The organism is Brachybacterium nesterenkovii (assembly GCF_900163655.1).
Taxonomy (GTDB): domain Bacteria; phylum Actinomycetota; class Actinomycetes; order Actinomycetales; family Dermabacteraceae; genus Brachybacterium; species Brachybacterium nesterenkovii.
Map to the genome: position 1 here is coordinate 39,405 of NZ_FWFG01000107.1, position 20,952 is coordinate 60,356.

At 74.8% G+C, this 20,952-nt stretch carries 14 protein-coding genes; 6 read left to right on the forward strand and 8 right to left on the reverse strand.

All coding sequences use genetic code 11. The annotated features are described in order from the left end of the window. Positions 1-465: 465 nt before the first annotated feature. Positions 466-624 carry a DUF5679 domain-containing protein gene (locus tag FM110_RS14335; RefSeq protein WP_087105019.1) on the forward strand — a complete coding sequence of 53 codons (159 nt, stop codon included), beginning with the start codon at positions 466-468 and terminating at the stop codon, positions 622-624. Between the two features lie 374 nt (positions 625-998). Here FM110_RS14335 and FM110_RS12200 read toward each other — a convergent pair whose 3' ends face one another. The 4 genes from FM110_RS12200 to nudC form a co-directional block, all read right to left on the reverse strand. Next, positions 999-1,289: a WhiB family transcriptional regulator gene (locus tag FM110_RS12200; protein WP_087105020.1), complete on the reverse strand. Its 291-nt coding sequence runs from the start codon at positions 1,287-1,289 to the stop codon at positions 999-1,001. Positions 1,290-1,399: 110 nt separating this feature from the next. After that, on the reverse strand, positions 1,400-1,534 hold the full coding sequence (locus FM110_RS14775) for a hypothetical protein (RefSeq protein WP_268802202.1): 135 nt from the start codon (positions 1,532-1,534) through the stop codon (positions 1,400-1,402). A gap of 98 nt (positions 1,535-1,632) precedes the next feature. Then, a complete protein-coding gene (locus FM110_RS12205; protein WP_087105050.1) occupies positions 1,633-3,783 on the reverse strand; it encodes an ATP-dependent DNA helicase UvrD2 in 2,151 nt (716 codons plus the stop codon). 175 nt (positions 3,784-3,958) lie between these two features. Next, positions 3,959-5,014 (reverse strand): NAD(+) diphosphatase, encoded by a 1,056-nt coding sequence (gene nudC, locus FM110_RS12210; RefSeq protein ID WP_200810241.1) that lies wholly within the window; start codon positions 5,012-5,014, stop codon positions 3,959-3,961. A 45-nt stretch (positions 5,015-5,059) separates the two neighbouring features. On the opposite strand from nudC, the gene FM110_RS12215 reads away from it, so the two are divergent. Next, positions 5,060-6,631: a phosphotransferase gene (locus tag FM110_RS12215; RefSeq protein ID WP_087105021.1), complete on the forward strand. Its 1,572-nt coding sequence runs from the start codon at positions 5,060-5,062 to the stop codon at positions 6,629-6,631. 18 nt (positions 6,632-6,649) lie between these two features. Here the strand turns inward: FM110_RS12215 and FM110_RS14780 are convergent, their stop codons facing one another. Next, the gene (locus FM110_RS14780; protein ID WP_268802203.1) at positions 6,650-10,126 is read right to left on the reverse strand and encodes an ATP-dependent DNA helicase; all 3,477 of its coding nucleotides are present in this window, start codon (positions 10,124-10,126) and stop codon (positions 6,650-6,652) included. Continuing rightward, a complete protein-coding gene (locus FM110_RS12225; RefSeq protein WP_234992448.1) occupies positions 10,123-13,596 on the reverse strand; it encodes a UrvD/REP family ATP-dependent DNA helicase in 3,474 nt (1,157 codons plus the stop codon). The genes FM110_RS14780 and FM110_RS12225 overlap by 4 nt, the downstream gene beginning before the upstream one ends. Before the next feature lie 185 nt (positions 13,597-13,781). Between FM110_RS12225 and FM110_RS12230 the strand changes: the two genes are divergently transcribed. The 4 genes from FM110_RS12230 (at position 13,782) to FM110_RS12245 (ending at position 18,742) form a co-directional block, all read left to right on the forward strand. Continuing rightward, positions 13,782-14,483 (forward strand): TetR/AcrR family transcriptional regulator, encoded by a 702-nt coding sequence (locus tag FM110_RS12230; protein ID WP_087105022.1) that lies wholly within the window; start codon positions 13,782-13,784, stop codon positions 14,481-14,483. 118 nt (positions 14,484-14,601) lie between these two features. Next, positions 14,602-14,823, forward strand: coding sequence for a DUF3107 domain-containing protein (locus FM110_RS12235; protein WP_087105023.1), 222 nt, complete (start codon positions 14,602-14,604; stop codon positions 14,821-14,823). A gap of 43 nt (positions 14,824-14,866) precedes the next feature. Continuing rightward, on the forward strand, positions 14,867-16,576 hold the full coding sequence (locus FM110_RS12240; protein WP_087105024.1) for a metallophosphoesterase family protein: 1,710 nt from the start codon (positions 14,867-14,869) through the stop codon (positions 16,574-16,576). Positions 16,577-16,792: 216 nt separating this feature from the next. Continuing rightward, positions 16,793-18,742 carry a DEAD/DEAH box helicase gene (locus FM110_RS12245; protein WP_159458083.1) on the forward strand — a complete coding sequence of 650 codons (1,950 nt, stop codon included), beginning with the start codon at positions 16,793-16,795 and terminating at the stop codon, positions 18,740-18,742. Positions 18,743-19,219: 477 nt separating this feature from the next. Here the strand turns inward: FM110_RS12245 and FM110_RS12250 are convergent, their stop codons facing one another. Together FM110_RS12250 and FM110_RS12255 are read right to left on the reverse strand one after the other, a co-directional pair. Next, the gene (locus tag FM110_RS12250; RefSeq protein ID WP_087105025.1) at positions 19,220-19,852 is read right to left on the reverse strand and encodes a MarC family protein; all 633 of its coding nucleotides are present in this window, start codon (positions 19,850-19,852) and stop codon (positions 19,220-19,222) included. A gap of 145 nt (positions 19,853-19,997) precedes the next feature. Then, positions 19,998-20,879, reverse strand: a complete 882-nt coding sequence (locus tag FM110_RS12255; RefSeq protein ID WP_087105026.1) for a PHP domain-containing protein — start codon at positions 20,877-20,879, stop codon at positions 19,998-20,000. Between the last annotated feature and the right edge of the window lie 73 nt (positions 20,880-20,952).

Here is a 20,952-nt window from a genome sequence, read left to right on the forward strand (position 1 = left end):
CCACACGCCGTCCCCCATCTCGCTTTGACCTTGCGGTCGGGAGGGGCATACGTTCGAGCACACGTGAGGTCCCGGGATAACTAGCAGGACGCACACGGGGAAGGTGCGCGTGGTGCTGAGCGCCCCCGGGACCTCACTCCCCCGTCGTGGGGCCCAACCCCGCGACGCCGGACATCGACACGGCCCGCCGCACGCACTTCCTCCGCCCACCGCAGGGCACAGCAGTTCCCGAAGCGTGCAGGCGGGCCGTCGCCGTCCGCCCCTGCCGCCCGGTCGGCCCCCGCAGCACCCCGTCCGCCCAGCGCACGGCACACCGGACCCGGGTGCCAGCCGTGCGTGACGCGCCGACGCGCACGCAGGATTCGTGCCTGAGCAGGCGAGCCGTTTACAGTGGGCCGACCGTGTTTCGCCGACCGGCCGGGCACCCCGCCCGTGGTGGTCCGTGAACCCATCGAAGGAGTCTTCATGGCTGACGAGAAGTATAAGGGCGAGTTCTACTGCGTGAAGTGCCGCGAGAAGCGCGAGGCGGAGGGCGACGTCGTCGTCTCCAACAACCGCCGGATGGCCAAGGCCGTCTGCCCCACCTGCGGCACCAAGCTGAACCGCATCCTCGGCAAGGCCTGAGCCAGCCGGGCTCCGGGCTCGTCCCGGGACCGACGACGGGGCGCAACACCACCTGGTGTCGCGCCCCGTTCGCATGTCCGGGGATCCTCGGCAGAAGCAGGACTCCTGCGAGCATCTGCCGACCGTATTCGCGTCGTGCGACCACAGGAGTCCCGCGTCCGCAGGGCTGCCGCGCCCAGGACCACCGCAGTCACGCGGCGTTCTTGCGCGAGCGTCCGCGGCGACGCTTGCGGGCGATGACCTCGCCCGCCTGAAGGATCGCCCCACCGCACCCGGTTCATCTCCGCGCGGTGACAGAACTGGCAGCTATGCGTGCTGACGCCGCCTCCAGAGGGTGCGTCTGCACACATAGCTGCCAGTTCTCGCAGACGAGCTCACGCGGCGTTCTTGCGCGGGCGTCCGCGTGGACGCTTGCGGGCGATGACCTCGCCCGCGTGGAGGATCGCCCCGCCCCAGACGCCCCAGGGCTCGCGGCGCGCGAGGGCGCCGTCGAGGCACTCCCGCTGCAGGGGGCAGCCGGTGCACAGGGTCTTGGCGTGCTCGAGGTCGGCGGGAGCCTCGGAGAAGAAGAGGTCGGCCGCGGCGGCGTTCTGGCAGGGCAGCTCGGCGGGGGGCGCAGCGGCGTCGCGGGTCGCGGGGTCGAGTCGGATCAGGACGTCGGTCATCGTCGTGGTTCCTGGGGATCGTCGTGGCTGAGGAGAACCCGCACGAGGTGCGGGGAGCTGCGCGGCGGCAGGGCCGCGCGGTCAGGACTGGCCCGAAGGCCGGTGCCCGATCAGGAAAGGGCGCACGCGGCGTCAAAGCCGCCTGCTGGACCTCGCGAGATCTGCTCGAAGGTGCCGCCGGTCTCGACACGCACGAAGAGCATGAGCGCGCTGGCGCCTGCCGTCTGCTTGTTGTTGTCGATCACTGCGACACCTCCTTCCTCATGAGCGCGTCCCGGTGCCCCGGGCCACGACGTGGACGATGAACACGACGAGCGTACACCGCCCGCGGGAATCAGAGAACCTATTTTTGACCTGCGGTTTCGTCGCTCCGGTGGGCGGCGAGGATCTCCAGGACGGCATCGGCGAACGCCTCGAGCTTGGCGGGCCCCACCCCGGGGACGGCCAGCAGGGCCTGGCGCCCGTGGGGGTCGCGCTCGGCGATCGCCTCGAGCGTGGCGTCGGTGAAGACGGTGTACGCGGGCGCCCCGTTGGCCGCCGCGGTCTCGCGCCGCCACGCGCGCAGGGCGTCCATGACCTCTTCGGAGTGCGTGGGCGGGCAGGTCTCGTGGCGCCCGATGCGCTCTTCATGCGGGGTGGTGAGCCCTCCCCCGCACACCCGGCACTCCTGGTGCATGGTCGCCGAGCGCCGTCCCGTCCTCCGGCGCGAGGCGCCCGGGGAGCTCGAGCCCTCGGGGCGCTCGATGACGCCGTCGAGGAAACGGGTGGGCTTGCGGGAGCCGCGCGCGCCCGGGGTGCGGGCCGCCGACCACGAGACGGTCAGCAGATCGCGCGCACGGGTGAGGGCGACGTAGAACAGTCGCCGCTCCTCCTCGACCTCCGCATTGGTCTTGGCCATGGAGATCGGCAGCAGGCCCTCGCTCGCGCCGATGACGAACACGACGGGCCACTCGAGCCCCTTGGCGGCATGGATCGAGGCCAGGGTGACGCCGTCGACGACGGGCGCGTTCTGCGCCTCCGCCCGCTCCTCGAGCTCTCGCACGAGGTCCGCGAGGGTGGCCCCGGGCCGTGCGGCGACGGTGTCGGCGAGGTTCACGAGCGCGTTGAGGGAGTCCCAGCGGTCCCGCACCGCACCGGTGGTCTCCGGGGGATTGGGCGACCACCCGTGCTGGCCCAGCACGTCGCGGGCGACACGCGCCGGATCGTCGGAGCCGTCGACCTTCGTGGCGGCGCGCAGGGCGACCATCGCGCGCCGAACCTCCTGCCGGTCGAAGAAGCGGTCGCCGCCGCGCACGAGGTAGCCGATGCCGCGTCCCGTCAGCGCCTGCTCCACGGCCTCGGACTGGGAGTTGGTGCGGAACAGGACGGCGATGTCGGCGGCGGGACGTCCGTCGGCGACGAGCCCGGCGATCCGCTCGGCGACGCCCTCGGCCTCCGCCGGGTCATCGGCATAGGTCTCGACGACGGGCGGGGGCCCGTCGGGGCGCTGCGCGACGAGGGTCAGGCGCTGGGCCTTGGTGCGCCCGTTGGCCCCGTCGAGGACGGTGTTGGCCATCTTCACGATCTGCGGCGTCGAGCGGTAGTTGCGCTCGAGGCGGATGCTGCGAGCCCCGCGGAACTCCCGCGAGAAGTCCAGGAGGAAGGACGCGCGGGCACCGGCGAAGGTGTAGATGGTCTGGGCGGCATCGCCGACGACGCACAGGTCGCTGCCCTCCCCCAGCCACAGGCGCAGCAGCGCATGCTGGAGCGTCGAGACGTCCTGGTACTCGTCGACGACGAAGTGGCGGTACTGGCCGCGGACCTCGCGGGCCACGTCGGGCCGCTCGGTGAGGATGCCGACCATGTGCAGCAGCACGTCCTCGAAGTCGATGAGGCTGCGGGAGCGCTTGACCTCCTCATACGAGGTGAGGATCCGCGAGATCGACCGGGAGTCGAAGCCGGCGACGCCGGGCCGCCGCGCGGCCTCGGCCGCCTGCGGGTAGGTCTCCGGGGTGAGCATCGAGACGCGGGACCACTCGATCTCGGACACGATGTCGCGCAGGGCCGCGCGGTCGACGGACATGTGGAGGCGCTGGCAGGCCTCGGCGACGCCCGCGAACTTGCTGGGCATGATCTCGGGCATCGGGCCGCCGACGACGCGCGGCCAGAAGTGCCGCAGCTGGCGCAGCGCGGCCGCGTGGAACGTGCGGGCCTGGACGGCGGGGACGCCGAGGTCGCGCAGGCGCGAGCGCATCTCCGCGGCGGCCTTGGCCGTGAACGTGACCGCGAGGACGTGGCGCGGGTTCAGCTGCCCGGTGGCCACGCCGTAGGCGATGCGGTGGGTGATCGCGCGCGTCTTGCCGGTGCCCGCTCCGGCCAGCACGCACAGTGGCCCGCCGAAGGTCGTCGCGACCTCGCGCTGCTCGGGGTCGAGCGCCGCGAGGATCTCCTCGGCGGTCGCCGGGGGGCGCGGAGCCTCCTGCGGCGTCGTCTGCTGCGGGCTCGTCTGCGCCATGGTGGTGGGCTTCATCGTGGCGGGCTGCTGGGGGGCGTCGTCGTTCATCGCTCCCCAGTGTCCCAGAGGGGCCCGACGGACCAGGACGGCGGACCGTCGGGTGTGGACCGTCGGGTGCGGACCGTCGGGGGTGGGCTGAGAAGGCTGTGGACGAGGAGCGCGCCCCGGCTCCCGCTCAGCGCGCGTCCGGCAGCGCTCCGCCGTACCAGTCCTCGATGAGAGCGCGGGCGATGGACTCCGGGCCCGGCAGGGCGATGCGGCCGGCGGCGAGGGCGGGCACGAGGTCCTCGCGGGTCCACCAGGCGGCCTCGGCGATCTCCTCCTCCTGCAGCGCGAGCGCGCCGGAGCCGCTGGCCGCCCGCGCCCGGAAGGCGAGCATGAGGGAGCGCGGGAACGGCCAGGGCTGGCTGCCCGCGTACTCGACCTGCTCGACGTCGATGCCCACCTCCTCGCGGACCTCGCGCGCCACGGCGCCCTCGAGGGTCTCCCCCGGCTCCACGAACCCCGCGAGCACCGAGTGGAAGCGGCCGCGGAACGAGGCGTTGCGCGCCAGCAGCAGGCGATCGTCGGCGTCGCGGACGGCCATGATCACCGCCGGGTCCGTGCGCGGGAAGTGCGGGGTGGCGTCCTCGCGGCACCGCAGCACCCACCCGGCGCTCTCCGGCGCGAGCGCACCGCCGCACTGGGGGCAGTGGCGGTGGGCGCGGTGCCATGCCCCCATGCCGACCGCCGTGAGCGCGATCCCCGCCTCCTCGTGGGAGAGCTGGGCGGCCACGCGCCGCAGCTCCCGCAGGTCCCGGCCGGGATCATCCAGCTCGGCGCTCGGCTCGGGCACATCGGCCGCGACCACCCGGTGCTCGCCGAGCCGCCCCAGGTACACCAGCGGATGCGAGGGGTCCGGCCGCGGATCCGTCACCTCGAGCGCGAGGCGCACGCCGTCGGGACCGTCGGCGACGCTGATCGACGCGCCCGAGGAGACCACGTAGCGGACGTCGTCGCCGCTCGGCGCCAGGTCCTCGCGGTGCAGGCCGTCGCGGTCGAAGCCGATCCGCGCCAGCGGCGCCGCCAGGCACTGCGGTGCCGCAGCGCCTTCGGGGGACGGCGCGCCGGCGGACGACACGGGGGCGGGAGCAGCCGCGGGCTCGGAGACGGGCGCGGCCGCGGGCTGGGAGACGGGCGCGGCCGCGGGCGCGGGGGTGGTGCGAGACGGATCACCGCTGTGGGTTGGCATGTGTCCCACCGTAGACCGACAGCATCGGGGCAGTACGGTGGACGGGTGCGACGGAACTCCTACGCCCTGGCAGCCCTCGCGGCCGCGGCGGTCCCCGGTCTCCGACCGGCCCGGACCGTCCCGATCGCGACCCCCATCGACGAGTTCGACGTCGCCGGCGTGGTCGGCGACGACGGCCGCCGCGTCCTGGTGACGACGCCCGCGACGCCCGCCGCCGGGCTCCAGCTCGAGAAGGACGTCCATGTGGCCGACGCCCTCGCCGGCACCCCGGTGGGGCCTCTCGTCCCCACCCCGCTCGGATTCGTGCGCCTGCCCGAGGGCGGGCGCGCCGTCGTCACCGAGACCCCGCAGGGCTCCCCCCTGTTCCTCGACCGCCTGGCCGAGGAGCCCGAGATCGCCCGCTCCCTGGGGCGGGTGCTGGCCCGCATCCACGCCGTCCCCGCCTACGCCGCCGAGTCCGCAGGGGTGGAGACGTTCACCGCCCCGTCCATCCGCGCCGCGCACCGCTCCCAGATCGCACGGGCCCGCGCCGCGGAGGATCTCCCGCCGTCGGTCGCCCAGCGCTGGGACGCGCTGCTCGCCGACGACGAGCTGTGGGCGTTCCGCCCCTGCTTCGTGCACGGCGGGATGTCCGAGGAGAACCTGTTCGTCGAGGGGCACGAGATCACCGGCGTGACCGGCTGGCACGAGGCCCGCACCGGCGACCCCGCGACCGACCTCGCCTGGCTCGTCTCCGTCCTGAACCCGGAGACCTTCGACACCCTGTACGCGGCCTACGTGGCGGAGCTGCCCGTCGCCCCGCACGGGCGTCTCGTCGAGCGCGCCCAGGCCGTCGGCGAGCTCGCGATCGTGGACTGGCTGCTGCACGGACTCGATGCCGAGGACCGGACGATCGTCGACGATGCGCGCGGGATGCTCGAGGACCTCGATCACGACATCGCCGCAGCCGCCCGGGAGGAGGCCGAGCGCGAGTACGAGGCCCTGAACGCACAGCGGACGATCATCGACCCGACCGCCTCGACCGGCTCCGTCGAGGCGCCGCCCGCGCACCCCGTCGCGACCGATGCCGCTCGGCCCACCTCCCGTGCGGACACGGCCGAGCTCGCCGGGTCGGCTGTCGGCTCTGCGCACCCCAGCTCTGGGGACACCGGCGTGACGAGCCGGGGCCACGACGCGCATGTCGGCACCGAGGCGGACGACGCCTCCTTCCGGGACGCGGCCGACGCCACCGCGGCCCAGCGCAGATGGGTCGCCGAACCCCGCGGCGATGGCACCGCCCCGACGGCCCCCCACGCGGCCCCCGACGCGGCGGTCAGTTCCGACGCAGGCGAGCTATGGGCGGAGGACAAGGCAGAGTACGTGTCCCAGTACGCGACCGAGCCGCTGGACTTCGAGGTGCCCGCGGACCCGGCCCGGTTCCCTGACGTGGACCAGGCCCAGCGCCCTGCCGCGGACGCAGACCCCGAGAGCGTCCTCGCCGCAGGCCCCGATGCCGACGCCGCTCCTGCCGGCCGCTTCTCGCGCCACTGGACGGGCGACGGCTCGCATGCGGTCGGCCTCGGCGAGGCCGAGACCATCGACCGCGAGCGGGACGAGCGGGAGCAGCCGCGCCCCTGACGCGGCCCGCGGTGGCGCTCAGTCCGCCGCCGGCTCCTCGCCCGGCACCGCCGGGCCCTCTCCCAGCGCCTCCCGATCCTCGCCCGCGACGAGCCGCACGAGCTCCTCGCGGCTCGGGTGCTCGAGCACCTCATCGGTCACGTTCTCGGCCACGTAGTGGAAGGCCGTGCGGATCCTCTCCAGCGGCAGACCGGTGCGCTCGTGCCAGGCCAGGCGGTACACCGACAGCTGCACGGCGCGTGCCCGGCGCGCGGCCCCCGTCGGGCGCCGGCCCGTCTTCCAGTCGACGATCACGACGCCGTCCTCCGGCGCCCCCGGAGCCATATCGGCGTAGACCGCATCGATGACGCCGCGCACACCGACGGCGCCGAGCATCGTCGTGACCGGCTCCTCGACCGCCAGCGGCGTGCGACCGCTCCACACGGACGCCTCGAACGCCTCGCGCATCCGCGCGGCGGAATCCGCCGCGTCCCGCTCGGCCGGCCCGGGGCCCTCGGCATCGAGGTCGGCGAGGTCGGCCAGGTCGGCGATGTCCTCGAGGTCCAGCAGGGCGCTGGCGCCGAACCGCTGCTCGAGCCAGGCATGGAACTCGGTGCCGCGCCGCGCGGCCGCGGAGGGGCGCCGCGGCAGCGGACGCAGCAGGTCCAGGGGCGCGCCCTCGGGGTTCTGGGCGCGCGCGACCACCTGGGAGGCCGAGAGCCGGGCGGGCGAGCGCACGAGGATGTCGCCGCTGCGGCTGGCGAGGTCCGCGAGGACGCGCCGGGTCTGCTCGCCGAGCTCGCCGTCGAGGGCCTCCGCGTCCCTGCCGTCGAGGTCCTGCGCGTTGACCTCGGCGGCCGCCGCGACGAGGGCCTCCGCACGGTCGCGGGCCTCCTCCTCCGCCCCCGGCTCCGGCGGCCACACCGCGCGGCGCGGCGAGACGGCCAGCGGGTTCTCCTCCGGGACCTCCTCGGTGCGGCGGAACGGCTCGGGCACGAGCGGCGCGGTCTCCACGAGGTAGCGCGAGCGGCTCTGGACGGACTTCCTCCCCGGGCGCCATGCCGCCGAGGCGAGCAGCAGGCGGTGGCGGGCGCGCGTGACCGCGACGTACATGAGGCGACGGTCCTCCGCGAGCTTCTCCGCGCCGAGGCCCTCGAAGAACTCGCCCAGGATCTCGATCGCGTCGACCTGGGTGTCGGCCTCGGCCCAGCGCAGCTGCGGGAGCGTGTCGGCGTCCCCGCGCAGCTCGGTCGGGACGGCGGCATCGGCGAGGGCCCCGAGCCAGCCGGACTCGGTGACGCGCAGCGTGCCGTCCTCGGCGGTGCGCGCATGCCGGTAGCTCGGCACGGTCCCCTCGGTGAGCCCGGCCACCGCCACGAGGTCCCATTCGAGGCCCTTGGCGGCATGCATGGTCAGGATCGTGACGGCGCTCGGGTCCGGCTCGGCCCCCTCCTCGGTGACCGCCAGCCCCGCCTCCTTGTCCTCGCTGACGTCGAGCAGCGCGAGGAACGCGCCGAGGCCGGGGCGCACGGCGGTGCGCTCGAACTCGGCGGCGTACCGGCGGAACTCCTCGAGGTCGCGCAGGGAGGCCGAGGTCGACTCCCCCGGTCGCGACAGCAGGGCCAGGTCGACGCCGAGCGCGGCGCCCGCCGCGGTCACGAGGTCCGGCAGCGGCAGGCCGAGGCGGCGGCGGACGGTGCGCAGGATCTGCTGCAGCTCCTCCAGGCGCGCGAGGCCCTCGTCGCTCAGGGCGCGCCCGTCGCGGTCGGTCCAGTCGCCGGGCGGGAGGTCGTCGACGGCGTCGATGAGGGTGACCTCGTCGGCCTCGTCCGTCGGCGTCCCGCTCCCCCGCGCCTCGGTGCTGCGGCGGCGCTGGCGGCTCGCGAGGTGGTCGCGCCAGCGGCCCAGGACCGCCATGTCCCGGGCGCCGAGGCGCACCCGCGGGCCGGCCAGCAGGCGCATCAGGGAGTCGCCGCGCGCAGGGTCGTGGGCGGCCTCGAGCAGGGCCCGGACGTCGGCGACCTCGGGTCGGTGCACGAGCCCGCCCAGCCCCACGACCTGCACGGTCAGCCCCGTGGCCTCCAGCTCGCGGACGAGCGGCGGGATCTGGCTGCGTTTGCGCACGAGCACGGCGGCGGTCGGCACGGGCGGCTGCTCCCCCGCCGTCCCAGGGGCCGCCTCGGCGCGCCGGTCGCGGATCCAGCGCGCGATCTCCCGGGCCTCGGACGCCTCGTCGGCGCATTCGGCGATCTCGACGGCGCCGTCCTCGACGCCGGGGCGGCCGGTGAGCTCGGGGATCCTCACGCCGCGGGAGGCGATGCGCAGCGGCGCGGCCAGCCGGTTGGCGACCTCCAGGACCGCCCGGTCGTTGCGCCACGACGTCGACAGGGTGCGCTGGACGACGGGCGTCTCCGTGCTCCCGAAGCACTCGACGAAGCCCGTCAGGGAGGCGCTCGAGGCGCCGCGCCAGCCGTAGATCGCCTGCTGCGGATCGCCGACCGCGACGGTCGGGTGCCCCGCGCCGAACAGGCCCGCGAGGAGCTCGAGCTGGGCCACCGAGGTGTCCTGGAACTCGTCCAGGAGCACCACGCGGTGCAGGTCGCGGGCCAGGCGGCCGGCGGCGGGCACGTCTCGGGCGATGCGCGCTGCCAGCGACACCTGATCGGCGAAGTCCAGGGCGGCGCGCTCATGCCGCACGGCCGCGAAGCGCTCGACGAGCGGGAGCAGGGCCTCCCGGGCGTCGAGGGCCGCGAGGACCTTGACCACCTCGGACGGGGTGGTGCGGCGCCGTCCGCCCTCGGCCTGCAGCGGGATGCCTGCCAGGTGCTCGCGCATCCGCTGCAGGTGCGCGGTCACCTCCCCGGGCTCGACGAGGTGCTCGGCGAGCGAGGAGGTGAGGGAGATCAGCGCGGCCGTGACCGTCGCGGCGGAGGCGTCGACGGTCAGCTCCTCCCCCGAGGACTCGACGATCTCGTGGGCCAGCTGCCAGGAGGCCGAGGACGACAGCACCGTGAGGTCCGGGTCGATGCCGACGGCGAGCGCGTGCTCGGCCACGAGGTCCTGGGCGAAGCCGTTGTAGGTGCGCACCTCGGCGCGCTGGCCGATGAGGTCGTCCCCGGCGTGGTCGAGACCGGCCGGGATGGGGAGGCGCTCGGCCCGCAGAGCCGCAGCGAGGGCCGTGAGGCGCGAGGCGATGCGCTCGTCGAGCTCGCGGGCGGCCTTGCGGGAGAAGGTGAGGCCGAGGATCTGGCGGGGCTCGACGATGCCGTTGGCGATGAGCCAGACGACGCGGGAGGCCATGGTCTCCGTCTTCCCGCTGCCGGCGCCGGCGACGACGAGCATCGGCGCGAGCGGGGCCTCGATGACGGCGGCCTGCTCGGGAGTGGGGCGCGGTCGCTCCATGAGGTCGGCCAGGTCCGCGGCGGTGAAGCGCGGTGCCGGGCCGGGGCTCGCTCCATCTCGCTGCGGGCCCGTCGCACCGCCGTCCGCGTCGGGCCTGGTCTGATCGGTCGTCACAGCTGCTCTCCTTCCGCCTGCAGGGCGCACGCGCGGCGCACGGCGCAGCGATCGCAGTGGGCATTGGGCCGCGCGGTCACCTGGGCCCCGCGCAGCTCCCGCGCGACGCCTGCGACGAGGTCGTCGAACCAGCGGGGGTCCTCCGCGCTCGTGAGCGCCCCCTGGGTGCGCACCACGGGCGTCCGGGCGCCGGTGCCGACGTAGACCAGCTGGGCCCCGGTGAGGCGCTCGGGGGCGTCCTCGCCGAGCTGCTCGGCGAGCGCGCCGTCGCGGATGGCGGCCTGGTAGGCGGCGAGCTGGAGGTCGAGCGCGGCATCGGCCTTGGACTTCGCGGCCGCACCGGTCTTGAGGTCCACGACCCGCAGCCCCGTGGCATCCCCCTCGACGCGGTCCATCGTGCCGTGCAGCTCGACGTCCCCGAGGGAGACGGTGAAGGGGGCCTCGACCGCGAGCGGCTGACCGGTCACCTCGAGGTGGCGGGCCAGCAGCTCGACGGCGTTCTCAGCCCGGGCGAGCATACGCCGGGTGGACCAGGCGCGCTCGAGGTGGAGGGGTGCGAGCATCGCGGTGAGCTGGGCGAGCAGGTCGACGGGGCGCCCGTCGTCATCGCGCTCGGAGGGGCCGGCCGGGTGGTCCTGCGCGATGCGGTGCACGGCCGTGCCGATGCTCTGCAGCGGGGTCGGGGCGCCGCTGCCGCCGGAGCGTTCGAGCAGCCAGGCCTGGGGGCAGGCGTGGGCCCGCTCGAGGGCCGACGGGCTCAGACGGACGGGAGCATCCGCAGGCAGCAGCGCCGCCGTGGACGAGGGGCGCCGGTGGTACCAGGTGCCGGGGTCGGCCCCGGGGGCTCCGGCGTCCGCGAGCAGGGCGAGCAGCTGCGCGCACTCCGCCTGGCTCTGCGGGGACGTACCGGGGTCGAGGAGACGTCGGCGCAGTGCCGCGACGAGGCGCCGCGGGTCCGGGGCGGGGCCCGGGTCCGCGGAGGCCGCGTCGGGATGGACCCACGGGTGCGGGCCGGCGGCGCGCTCGATGACGTCGACGAACGCGGACGGCGCGAGATCCTCCCCGTCGACGGCGGTGACCAGGATCCGTGTGCGGGCGCGGGACAGCGCGCTCACGGCCAGGCGGATCTCGTCGGCCATGACGGCCTCGCGCTGGGCAGCCCGCAGGGCACCGGGCTCGAGGGGCAGCGAGGTGTCTGCCGCGCTCAGCGCGAGCTCGGCGGCCCCGAAGAGGGTCGAGCGCAGGCGCAGGTTCGGCCACGCCCCTTCCTGCACGTGGGCGAGCACGACGGTGTCCGCGTCCTCGCCCGCGATCGCCGCGGGCGTGAGCACCCGCACCCTCCCGTCGAGCTGCGCACCGGGGGCCAGGGTGTCCTCGGCGATGGCCAGGCCGCGCACGTGCTCGATGAACACGAGGGCATCGGCCTGGGGACGGCGGTCCGTGAAGCGCTCGGCGGCGGCGAACAGGGCGGTGACGGCGTCGAGGCGGCGGGCCGCGAGGCGTCCGCGGGCCCCGGCCCCGTCGAGGTCGTCGGTCTCGAGCGATGCCTCGCGCCACCCCTCGGCCAGGCGGGCCGCCTCCCAGGCGGCCCAGAGCGCGTCCGTCGCCCCCGGGGCGGGCCCCAGGGCGCGGACTGCGGCGATCATGCGCCGGATGCGGTGGACGGGGACCGCCGCGCGGTCGCGCTCCCCGGGCTCGGGCAGGCCCGGGACGTCCTCGGCCACGAGCGCCCGCGCCAGCAACTCGGCGGACGCGACCGGTGCGCCTCCCGGCTCCGGCGCGCCGTCGTCCTCCCCCTGCGGTGCGCCTCCCGGCTCCGGCGCCCCGTCGCCTGCGGCCTTCCGTTCGTGCGCACGCAGCAGCAGGCGCCGGATGCGGCGCAGGCGCAGCGCATCGGCGTCGCCGAACGGCCCCTGCAGCAGCTCGGCGGCCTGCTCGGGCCCGGGCGGGGTGCCGTCGACGGCGAGCTCGATGATCGTCAGGAGATCTGCGACCACCTGCTCGTCACGCAGCGGGCGGGGCCGGCGCGAGGCGGTGACCGGCAGGCCCTGCCGCTGCAGCAGGTCGACGAGGTCGTCGACCGCGCCGCCCGAGCGACAGACCACGGCCATGTCGTCGTACGCGACGCCCTCGGCATGGTGGAGGTCGCGCAGGACCGTGGCGATCCAGCGCGCCTCCTCGATCGTCCCCGGGGCACGCAGCACCGCGACGGGCGAGCGCGCCTCGGCGGCCGCAGCCTCCCCCGCAGCCGGGGCCGGAGAGAGTTCCGCGACCGGGGCCGGACGGACGTCCGCGGCGGCGGGTCCGTCGCCTGCGGCTGCTCGACGCGAGTCCGCTGATCGACCGGGGTCCGCTGATCGACCGGAGTCCGCTGGGCGGCGGGAGTCCGTCGGCGCGCCCGCGAGCGGCAGGCGGCCGCGCAGCGCCTCGATCACGGACAGCGCACCATGCGGTGTGCGCTGCGACGGGCCCAGTAGCAGGTGCCGCACCGGGCGCCCGCCTGCGCCGAGCGGCGCCCCGCCGTCGCCCGGGGTCGGGAGGATGCGCACGGCGGCGTCGGGCAGAGCACCGCGGAACGTGTCCACCGCCGCGTCGGGGCAGGAGGTGAGGAGCACCTGCGCGCCGCTCGTCCGCAGCGCGCGCACGAGCTCGACGCCGGCGGCTGTGAGGTCCTGGGCGTCATCGACCACGACGAGCGGGATGGAGGGCCCCTCGCCGCGGGCCACGAGACGCGCGGCCTCGCGCACCATCCGCCCGCTGTCGTACCGCGGCCCGGCGTCGAGCGCGGCAGAGGCCTCGAGGTCGAGGACATCGAGGTAGCCGCGCAGGATCCGTGCGGCATCCCGCCAGGCCGGCCGATCGCGTCGCACGGACAGCTCCCGGAGGTCGCGGGGCAGCAGGCCCAGCTCTACGGCCCGCGAGACGATGTCGCGCAGCTCGTCGCGGAACCCGGGGAGCCGTCGTGTCGCCGGGTCCAGCGGCACCTCCCAGTCGTCCGTCGCGGCGATCAGGTCCCGCAGCAGGGCATCCTGGTCCGCGCCCGTGACCAGCGTCGGCTCCCCACGGCCCGCCCGGGCGGCGGCCTCCCGGACCACGGCGAAGGCGAGGCCCGCGGGGGTCGACGCCCGGGAGCCTCCGACGGCGCCCGACAGCGCGATCGCATCGCGCAGGAGCCCGGCGGAGCTGCGGCGCGGAGCCAGGAGCACGGATCCCGGATGCTCGAGCGCCGCCGTGAGGGCCAGGCGCGTGCGGCCGGATCCCGGGGCGCCGTGGACGAGGACGTCCATGCCGGCCGCGAGGGCCTCGAGGGCCGCCCGCTGCTCCGCGCTCGCCGCGCCGGACAGCGGGGCGGGCAGGCGCTGCGCATCCGGCGGCACGAGGCGCAGCCGGTCCCGGACCGTCGCGGCGGCGCGCGGGGGCGCCCCCGCGGCGGTGCGGGATGGGGCGCGATGGCGTGGTGCGGCGGGCATGTCGGCCATTCGACCACAGCCCTCCGACGAACGACGCGCGACGGCGCTCTCGCCGAGGAGCGCGACGCGATCCTGAGTCCTGCCCGGCGGATGCGGCCGTCGGGCCTGGCAGGCGCTGCATTCTGCCTATCGGTCGCGGATCAGCGGAATCCCCGCTGCGCCCCGCCCTGTCTGAAAGGCCCGCCATGGGAACCCCCGCACGTCTTCCCCGTGCTTTGCGCCGCGCTCAGCTCCTCGAGACGGCCACGCGCCAGTTCACCCGCAGCGGGTACCACCGCACGTCGATGGATTCCATCGCCGCCGCGGCCGGTGTCACCAAGCCGGTGCTCTACCAGCACTTCGGCTCCAAGGAGGATCTGTACCTGGAGGTCGTGCGCGCGGTCGGCGCGCGCCTGATCACCGAGATCGACCAGATCACGGACCTCGAGGGAGGGACTCGGTCGCGCATCGCTCACGGCCTGCACTGCTTCACCACCGTCCTCGTGGAATCCGGGACCGCCCTGCGCATGCTCGAGGCCTCCGAGGCGGTCTCCGAGGAGGTGACCCGCGCCGTCACCGAGATCGTGGGACATGCCGGGGACGCGATCGCCCAGGCGCTCATGCGCCATCGCGAGATCCCCGCGAGCGATGCGCACATCCTCGGCCAGGGGCTCGCCGCCCTGGCGCGCTCCAACGCCGAGAACCTGGCGAGCGCATCGACCGCCGAGGAGCGCGAGCGGATCACCGCCCTGCTCACCACCTTCATGAGCGACGGCCTCTGGAGCTTCCCGCCCCGCGCGACCCCTGGCCCTCCGAGCGGGACCCTCACCGCGGCGGTCGCGCACGACGTGCGCCCGCAGGCGATCGCGCACCCCGAGCAGGTCGCGCACTCCGATCTGATCGCCTGAGCACGCCCGCCCGCGACGCGTTGCGCCGGGAGCGAAGACCGCCTGCCACGGCGACGGGGCGGCGGTCGGCGTCGATATGATCGGCGCGTCAGAACGCTTCGTCGGAAGGACGCAGACCATGGAGATCCGCCTCGGGATCCAGCACTCGCCCCGCGAGATCGTCGTCGAGAGCTCGGAGAACGCCGAGACCGTCTCGCAGCGCATCGCCGCGGCCGTCGCGGACGGCTCGACCCTCGAGCTGAAGGACGACAAAGGGCGCCTCGTGATCGTCCCCGCGGATCGTCTCGCCTACGCCGAGCTGTCCACGGAGGAGCCCCGCCGCGTCGGCTTCCTCGGCTGATCGACCTCGACGGGTCACGGCCGACGCGCCGCACCAGCGCACGATGACCGGCTCCGCGCGCGCCCCCTCCACGCGCTCCGCCCCCGCCCGGGTGCGGAGGGCACGCGCCCTCCGCACCCTCCGCCGCGCCCGTCGCACCGCCGCTCCGGTCCTCATCGCGCTGCTGGGGGCCGTCGTCGGCATCCTGCTGGCGCCGCCCACGAGCGTCGACGTCGGCCCGGTCACCGCCACCGTCCACCTGCGGCCCTCGCTAGATCCCCGCACGGTGATCCTGCTGCCCCCGGTCGGCGAGGTCGCCTTCGACACCCATCAGGCCCCCGTCGCCGTCGAGGCGCGCGTGCAGAGCGTGGACATCCGCCGCGCCGAGGAGCTCCTGCGCTCGGACACTGCGCTCGCCGATCTCGAGGCCACCGCACCGGATGCGATCACCGGCGCCGCCGTGCGCAACGCCGCGACCACGGCCCTGCTCGCCGCGCTCGGCGCCGCGACCGCCACCGGTCTGACCTACCGCCGCACCCGGCGCGCGATCATCGCCGCCGGCGGGGCCGCGGGGCTGGTCGGGGCCTCGTGCGGGCTGGTCGCGGCGACGTTCGACACCCGCGCCCTGGCCCAGCCGCGCTTCGAGGGCCTGCTGTCCCAGGCCGCCTACGTCGCGGACATCGGGACCGCGACGGCCGCGGACTACTCGAGCTACCGGCGCACGCTGGCCGAGTTCGTCGGACAGGTCTCCGCGCTGTACGTCGCGGCGGACTCGCTGCCCTCGGCGGGCGACGCCCCGCAGGACCTCATCACCGTCCTGCACGTCTCCGACATCCACGACAACCCGCAGGCGTACGACGTGATCCGCCAGCTCATCGGCCAGTTCCCCGTCGATGCCGTGATCGACACGGGCGACATCGTCTCGTGGGGCACGAGCTGGGAGAACCAGCAGCTCGCGGTGATCGGCACGCTCGGCGTGCCCTACGTGTTCATCGCGGGCAACCACGACGGGCAGGCGGCGATCGAGACCGTGGCCGCGCAGCCGAACGCCGTGGTCCTCAGCAACGAGGTGCAGGAGGTCGCGGGCCTGCGGATCGCCGGGATCGGCGACCCCCGCTTCGCGGCCGACGACGACTCCGACGCGGGCGGCTTCGCCGAGGGCAAGGACGCGGTCGATGCGACCGCCCGCCAGCTGGGCGACACGATCGCCGAGCACGACGCCGCCCACCCGGACGCGCCCGTCGACATCGCCCTCCTGCACGATCCGACGCAGCCGGAGGGGCTGGAGGGCCGCGTGCCGCTCGTGCTGTCGGGCCACATGCACACCCCCGAGGTGCAGCTCGACCGCGACGGCTCGGGCACCGACTGGATGGTCTCGGGCTCGACCGGGGGCGCGCTCGCCTCAGGCGGCGTGCGGCCCGTGCTCGACGGCGGCGATCCGCTCGACCTCACGGTGCGCCTGCTGCACATCGACCCCGCGACGCACCGGGTCGTCGCCTACGACGACATCACGATGGGCGGGCTGGGGCTCGTCTCCGTCTCCATCGAGCGCCATCGGATGCCGGAGGAGACCGAGCCGCTCGTCACGCCATCGCCCGAGCCGTCCCCGAGCCAGGAGGCGACCGAGCCCGCACCGTCGGCGCCTCCCGGCGAGGTCGTGCCCGACGACCAGCGCGTCACGGATCCCGCGGCGCCCACCGCCCCGGTCGGCGTCGTCGACCCGGACGCGACGCAGGAGCCCTCCCCCGCCGCCCCGGCCACGTCGGGCCCCTGACGCGCAGGCCGCTGAGGAATGGGGAGCACGCGTCGCCCCGGCGGAACGTGCCCGGCGGAATGCGCCGCTGAGGAACGCGCCCGGCGGAAGATGCCGCTGCGGCGCGGCGCACGCACGGCGGCCCCGCCCGCCGGGAGCGGTTGCGCACACCCGTCCGGGCCCGTCGGGGCGTCCGGGCTACCATGGCCGGGAAGACCCATATCAGAGAGATGAACTGTGCCCGAAGAGACCACGCACGCCCCCGAGCCCGCTGACGCCGTCGTCGTCGATGCCGCGCTCGATGCCCCCGAGACCGATCTCGAGGATGCCGCCCCCGCTGTCGAGGCCCTCGCCTCCGGCGACACCGTGACCCCGGACGAGGCCGCGCAGCAGACCTTCGCCGACTTCGACGTCCGCGAGGACATCGTCCGCTCGCTGTCGGAGAAGGGGATCGTCACGCCGTTCCCGATCCAGGCGCTGACGCTGCCCGTGGCCCTCAAGGGCCGCGACATCATCGGCCAGGCCAAGACCGGCACCGGCAAGACCCTCGGCTTCGGCATCCCGATCCTGCAGAACTCCGTCGCCCCGGGCGAGGACAACCCCGACGGCCGGCCGATCGGCAAGCCCCAGGGCCTCGTCGTCCTGCCCACCCGCGAGCTCGCGGTCCAGGTCGCGGAGGACCTCCGCGCCGCCTCGACCCACCGCCCGATCCGCATCCTCACCGTCTACGGCGGCCGTGCCTACGAGCCGCAGATCGAGGCCCTCGAGCAGGGCGTCGAGATTGTGGTGGGCACCCCCGGCCGTCTCATCGACCTCATGCGCCAGAAGCACCTGGACCTCTCGCAGGTCCGCATCGCGGTGCTCGACGAGGCCGACGAGATGCTCGACCTGGGCTTCCTCGAGGACATCGAGCGCCTGCTGCAGGCCGTGCCGACCTCGCGCCAGACCATGCTGTTCTCCGCGACGATGCCCGGCCCGATCATGGCCCTGGCGCGTCGCTTCATGAGCCACCCGACCCACATCCGCGCCGCGGACCCGGGCGACGAGTCGCGCACCAAGGCCGATATCAAGCAGGTCGTCTACCGCGCCCACCAGCTCGACAAGATCGAGGTGCTGGCCCGCGTGCTGCAGGCCGAGGGCCGCGGCCTGACGATCGTGTTCATGCGCACCAAGCGCGAGGCCGATCGCGTGGCCGGCGACCTCATCGGGCGCGGCTTCGCGGCCGCTCCCCTGCACGGCGACCTGGGCCAGGGCGCCCGCGAGCAGGCCCTGCGCGCGTTCCGCCACGGCAAGATCGACGTGCTCGTGGCCACCGACGTGGCCGCCCGCGGCATCGACGTGGACGACGTCACGCACGTCATCAACTGGAACTGCCCGGACGACGACAAGACGTACCTCCACCGCACCGGCCGCACCGGCCGCGCGGGCAAGAAGGGCACGGCCGTCACGTTCGTGGACTGGGAGGACGTGGCGCGCTGGGGGCTCATCGCCCGCCAGCTGGGGCTGGAGACCGCCGAGGCCGTCGAGACCTACTCGACGTCGCCCCATTTGTACACGGACCTGAACATCCCCGCGGGCACCAAGGGGAAGCTGCCCCAGGAGAACCGCACCCGCGAGGGCCTGGACGCGGAGGTCCTCGAAGACCTCGGCGGCCGCGACGCCGCGCGCGAGCGGGCTCGCGAGAAGCGCTTCGGCCCCCGCGATGGCGGGCGCGGCGGCCGCAGTGACCGTGACGGCGGCCGCGGCGGTCGCGGTGACCGTGACGGCGGGCGCGGTGGTCGCGGCGGCCGGGATTCCGGCTCGCGCGACGGACGCGATTCCGGCTCGCGCGACGAGGGCTCCTCGGCCACCACGGGAGAGAAGGGCTCGGAGCGTCCGCGCCGCGAGCGCTCCCGCACGCGCACGCGTCGCGTCAACGGCGAGGTCATCGCCGGCGAGGGCACGACGTCGAGCGGCGCCGACAAGGGCGCCGACACGAAGGGCACCGCCGCACAGGGCTCGTCCGAGAGCGCAGGCGGCGAGGTTGCCGGCGGACAGGGCTCCGGCAAGCGCTCCTCGAACCGTCGTCGTCGCTCGCGCGGCGGCCGTGGGCGTCGCGGCAACGGCGGCGAGGGCGGCTCGGCGTCGTCCTCGCGGTCGTCTGACGGCCCTTCCTCCGGGGCACCGTCCGCCCCCGCCGAGGGCTGACAGCCTCGCTCCACGACCTCGACGGCCCCGATCCACACGGATCGGGGCCGTCGACGTCATATCAGGACCCGCGCCGCTCCGGCAGGGACCCGCGCTGCTCCGGCAAGGACCTGTGCCGCTCCGGCAAGGACCCGCGCCGCACGAGAACGCTGAAACGAGCCGTTTCGATGGCTCGTTCTGTGTGTCTCGTTCCGCCGTATGGTTCGTTTCGTCGATCTCGCGCATCGCGCCGCTGCGGTCTGCGACCCCGCACCGGCTACCGGGCGCACGGCGCCCTCGTATCCACAGCCGGAGCATCCAGCATCCCGCGCATCCCACGCCCGGGCATCCGGGGTCCTCGCATCCCGAGCAACCCTCACACCCCGAGCAACCCTCACACCCCGAGCAACCCTCACACCCCGAGCATCCGGAAGCGGGACTCCTGTGGTGAGCCGATGCGCAGACGGTCGCGGGGTGCTTGCAGGAGTCCCGTGACGGTCAGGACGCGGCGATGACGCCCCAGGTCTGCAGCACCGAGTGCACGGAGTCGAAGAGCATCTGCACGCTGATCGCGGACAGCAGCACGCCGGAGATGCGCGTGACCAGGGTGACGCCGCCGTCGCCGAGGACCCGCGCGATCACGCCGGAGAAGCGCATGAAGGTGTACATCATGAGGGCGATCGCCAGCAGGGCCACGACGATCCCGGCGATCTTCGGCCCCTCGCCGCCGGCGCGGTTGACGAACAGCATGACCGCGACGATCGCCCCCGGACCGCCGAGCAGCGGCGTCCCCAGCGGGACGAGCGCGACGTTGACGCCGTCGGTCGCGGCCATCTCCCCTTCCTGACCGGCCAGCAGCTGCAGCGCGATGAGCAGCAGGAGCAGGCCGCCGGCGAACTGCAGCGCCGGCAGCGTGATGTGCATGTAGGTCAGGATGAACTGGCCGAAGACGGCGAAGCCCACGATCACGAGCATGCCCACGCCGGTGGCCACGAGCGCGGCGCGGGAGCGCTGCTTGGCGGCCATCGTGTTGGTCAGCGCCATGAAGATCGGGATGGTCCCGGGCGGGTCGACGATGACGAACAGCGTCACGAAGACCTCGAGGAGGAACCGCACATCCAGGACGTTCACCGCTGACCCCCGCTCACTGGTCTCCCTCTGCTCCCCGGTCCGTCACGACCTGCTCTGTTCTGCTGTGGTCTGCGCCCGCGCCGCGCTGGTGCTGCTGTGCCGTGCTGGTGCTGGTGCTGGTGCTGGTGTGCCGTGCTGGCGATGCTCACGGCCGCATCGGCTCCGCCCCCCAGGAGGCTCCCCCGGACGCCGGGACCATCGCCTCCAGCATCTCCGGGCTCGTGAGGTTCTCCCCGAGCCGGTTGGGCTTGCCCGCGCCATGGTAGTCGCTGCCGCCCGTCGTCCAGAGGCCGTGGGAGCGTGCGATCTGCCGCAGTCGGGTGCGCTCGGCCTCCCCGTGCTCGCGGTGGTCGACCTCGATGGCCAGGAGCCCGGCGCCGATCATCGCCTCGAGGATCTCCTCGGGCACGTTCTCGCCGCGGCCGGAGGAGGCGGGATGCGCGGCGATCGGGATGCCTCCGGCCTGCCGGATCGCGGCGACGGCGACCTCGGGGGCAGGCGCGTAGTGGCGCACGTAGTAGGGCGAGCCGGGTGCGAGGATCGAGGCGAAGGCCGCGCCCCGGTCGGGGACGACACCCGCGGCCACGAGGGCGTCGGCGATGTGCGGGCGCCCCAGCGTGGTTTCCTCCCCCGCGACCTGCTCCTGGACCTGGTCCCAGGTGATCGGGTGGTCGCAGGCGATGGCCTCGACCATGGCACGGGCGCGGTCGCGCCGGGAGGCGCGGGCCCGCTGCAGCTCGTGGGCCAGCGGCGTCTCCGGGCCGGGGTCGGGCAGCAGCGCGAGGATGTGGATGCTCGCGCGCCCGTGCTCGGCGGTGACCTCGATGCCCGGGATGACGGTGACGCCGTGGGCGCTCGCGGCCGCGCGGGCGTCGTCCCAGCCGGCGGTCGTGTCGTGGTCGGTCAGCGCGATGACGTCCAGGCGCGCGGCGCGGGCCTCGGCGAGGAGCTCGTCGACCGTGCAGGTGCCGTCGGAGTACGTCGAGTGCGTGTGCAGGTCGGCGCGGGCATCGGCAGGGATCGGCATACGGCCACAGTACGACTCCGCGCCGCGCGCCTCGCGGGTGAGAGGATCGAGGGGTGAACGACACCACTGCAGA

Bases quoted from the DNA above. Each gene is read 5' to 3' on its own strand.
- FM110_RS14335 (WP_087105019.1), top strand. From the start codon at position 466: ATGGCTGACGAGAAGTATAAGGGCGAGTTCTACTGCGTGAAGTGCCGC.
- FM110_RS12200 (WP_087105020.1), bottom strand. From the start codon at position 1,289: ATGACCGACGTCCTGATCCGACTCGACCCCGCGACCCGCGACGCCGCT.
- FM110_RS12205 (WP_087105050.1), bottom strand. From the start codon at position 3,783: ATGGCGCAGACGAGCCCGCAGCAGACGACGCCGCAGGAGGCTCCGCGC.
- nudC (WP_200810241.1), bottom strand. From the start codon at position 5,014: ATGCCAACCCACAGCGGTGATCCGTCTCGCACCACCCCCGCGCCCGCG.
- FM110_RS12225 (WP_234992448.1), bottom strand. From the start codon at position 13,596: ATGCCCGCCGCACCACGCCATCGCGCCCCATCCCGCACCGCCGCGGGG.
- FM110_RS12230 (WP_087105022.1), top strand. From the start codon at position 13,782: ATGGGAACCCCCGCACGTCTTCCCCGTGCTTTGCGCCGCGCTCAGCTC.
- FM110_RS12235 (WP_087105023.1), top strand. From the start codon at position 14,602: ATGGAGATCCGCCTCGGGATCCAGCACTCGCCCCGCGAGATCGTCGTC.
- FM110_RS12240 (WP_087105024.1), top strand. From the start codon at position 14,867: ATGACCGGCTCCGCGCGCGCCCCCTCCACGCGCTCCGCCCCCGCCCGG.
- FM110_RS12255 (WP_087105026.1), bottom strand. From the start codon at position 20,879: ATGCCGATCCCTGCCGATGCCCGCGCCGACCTGCACACGCACTCGACG.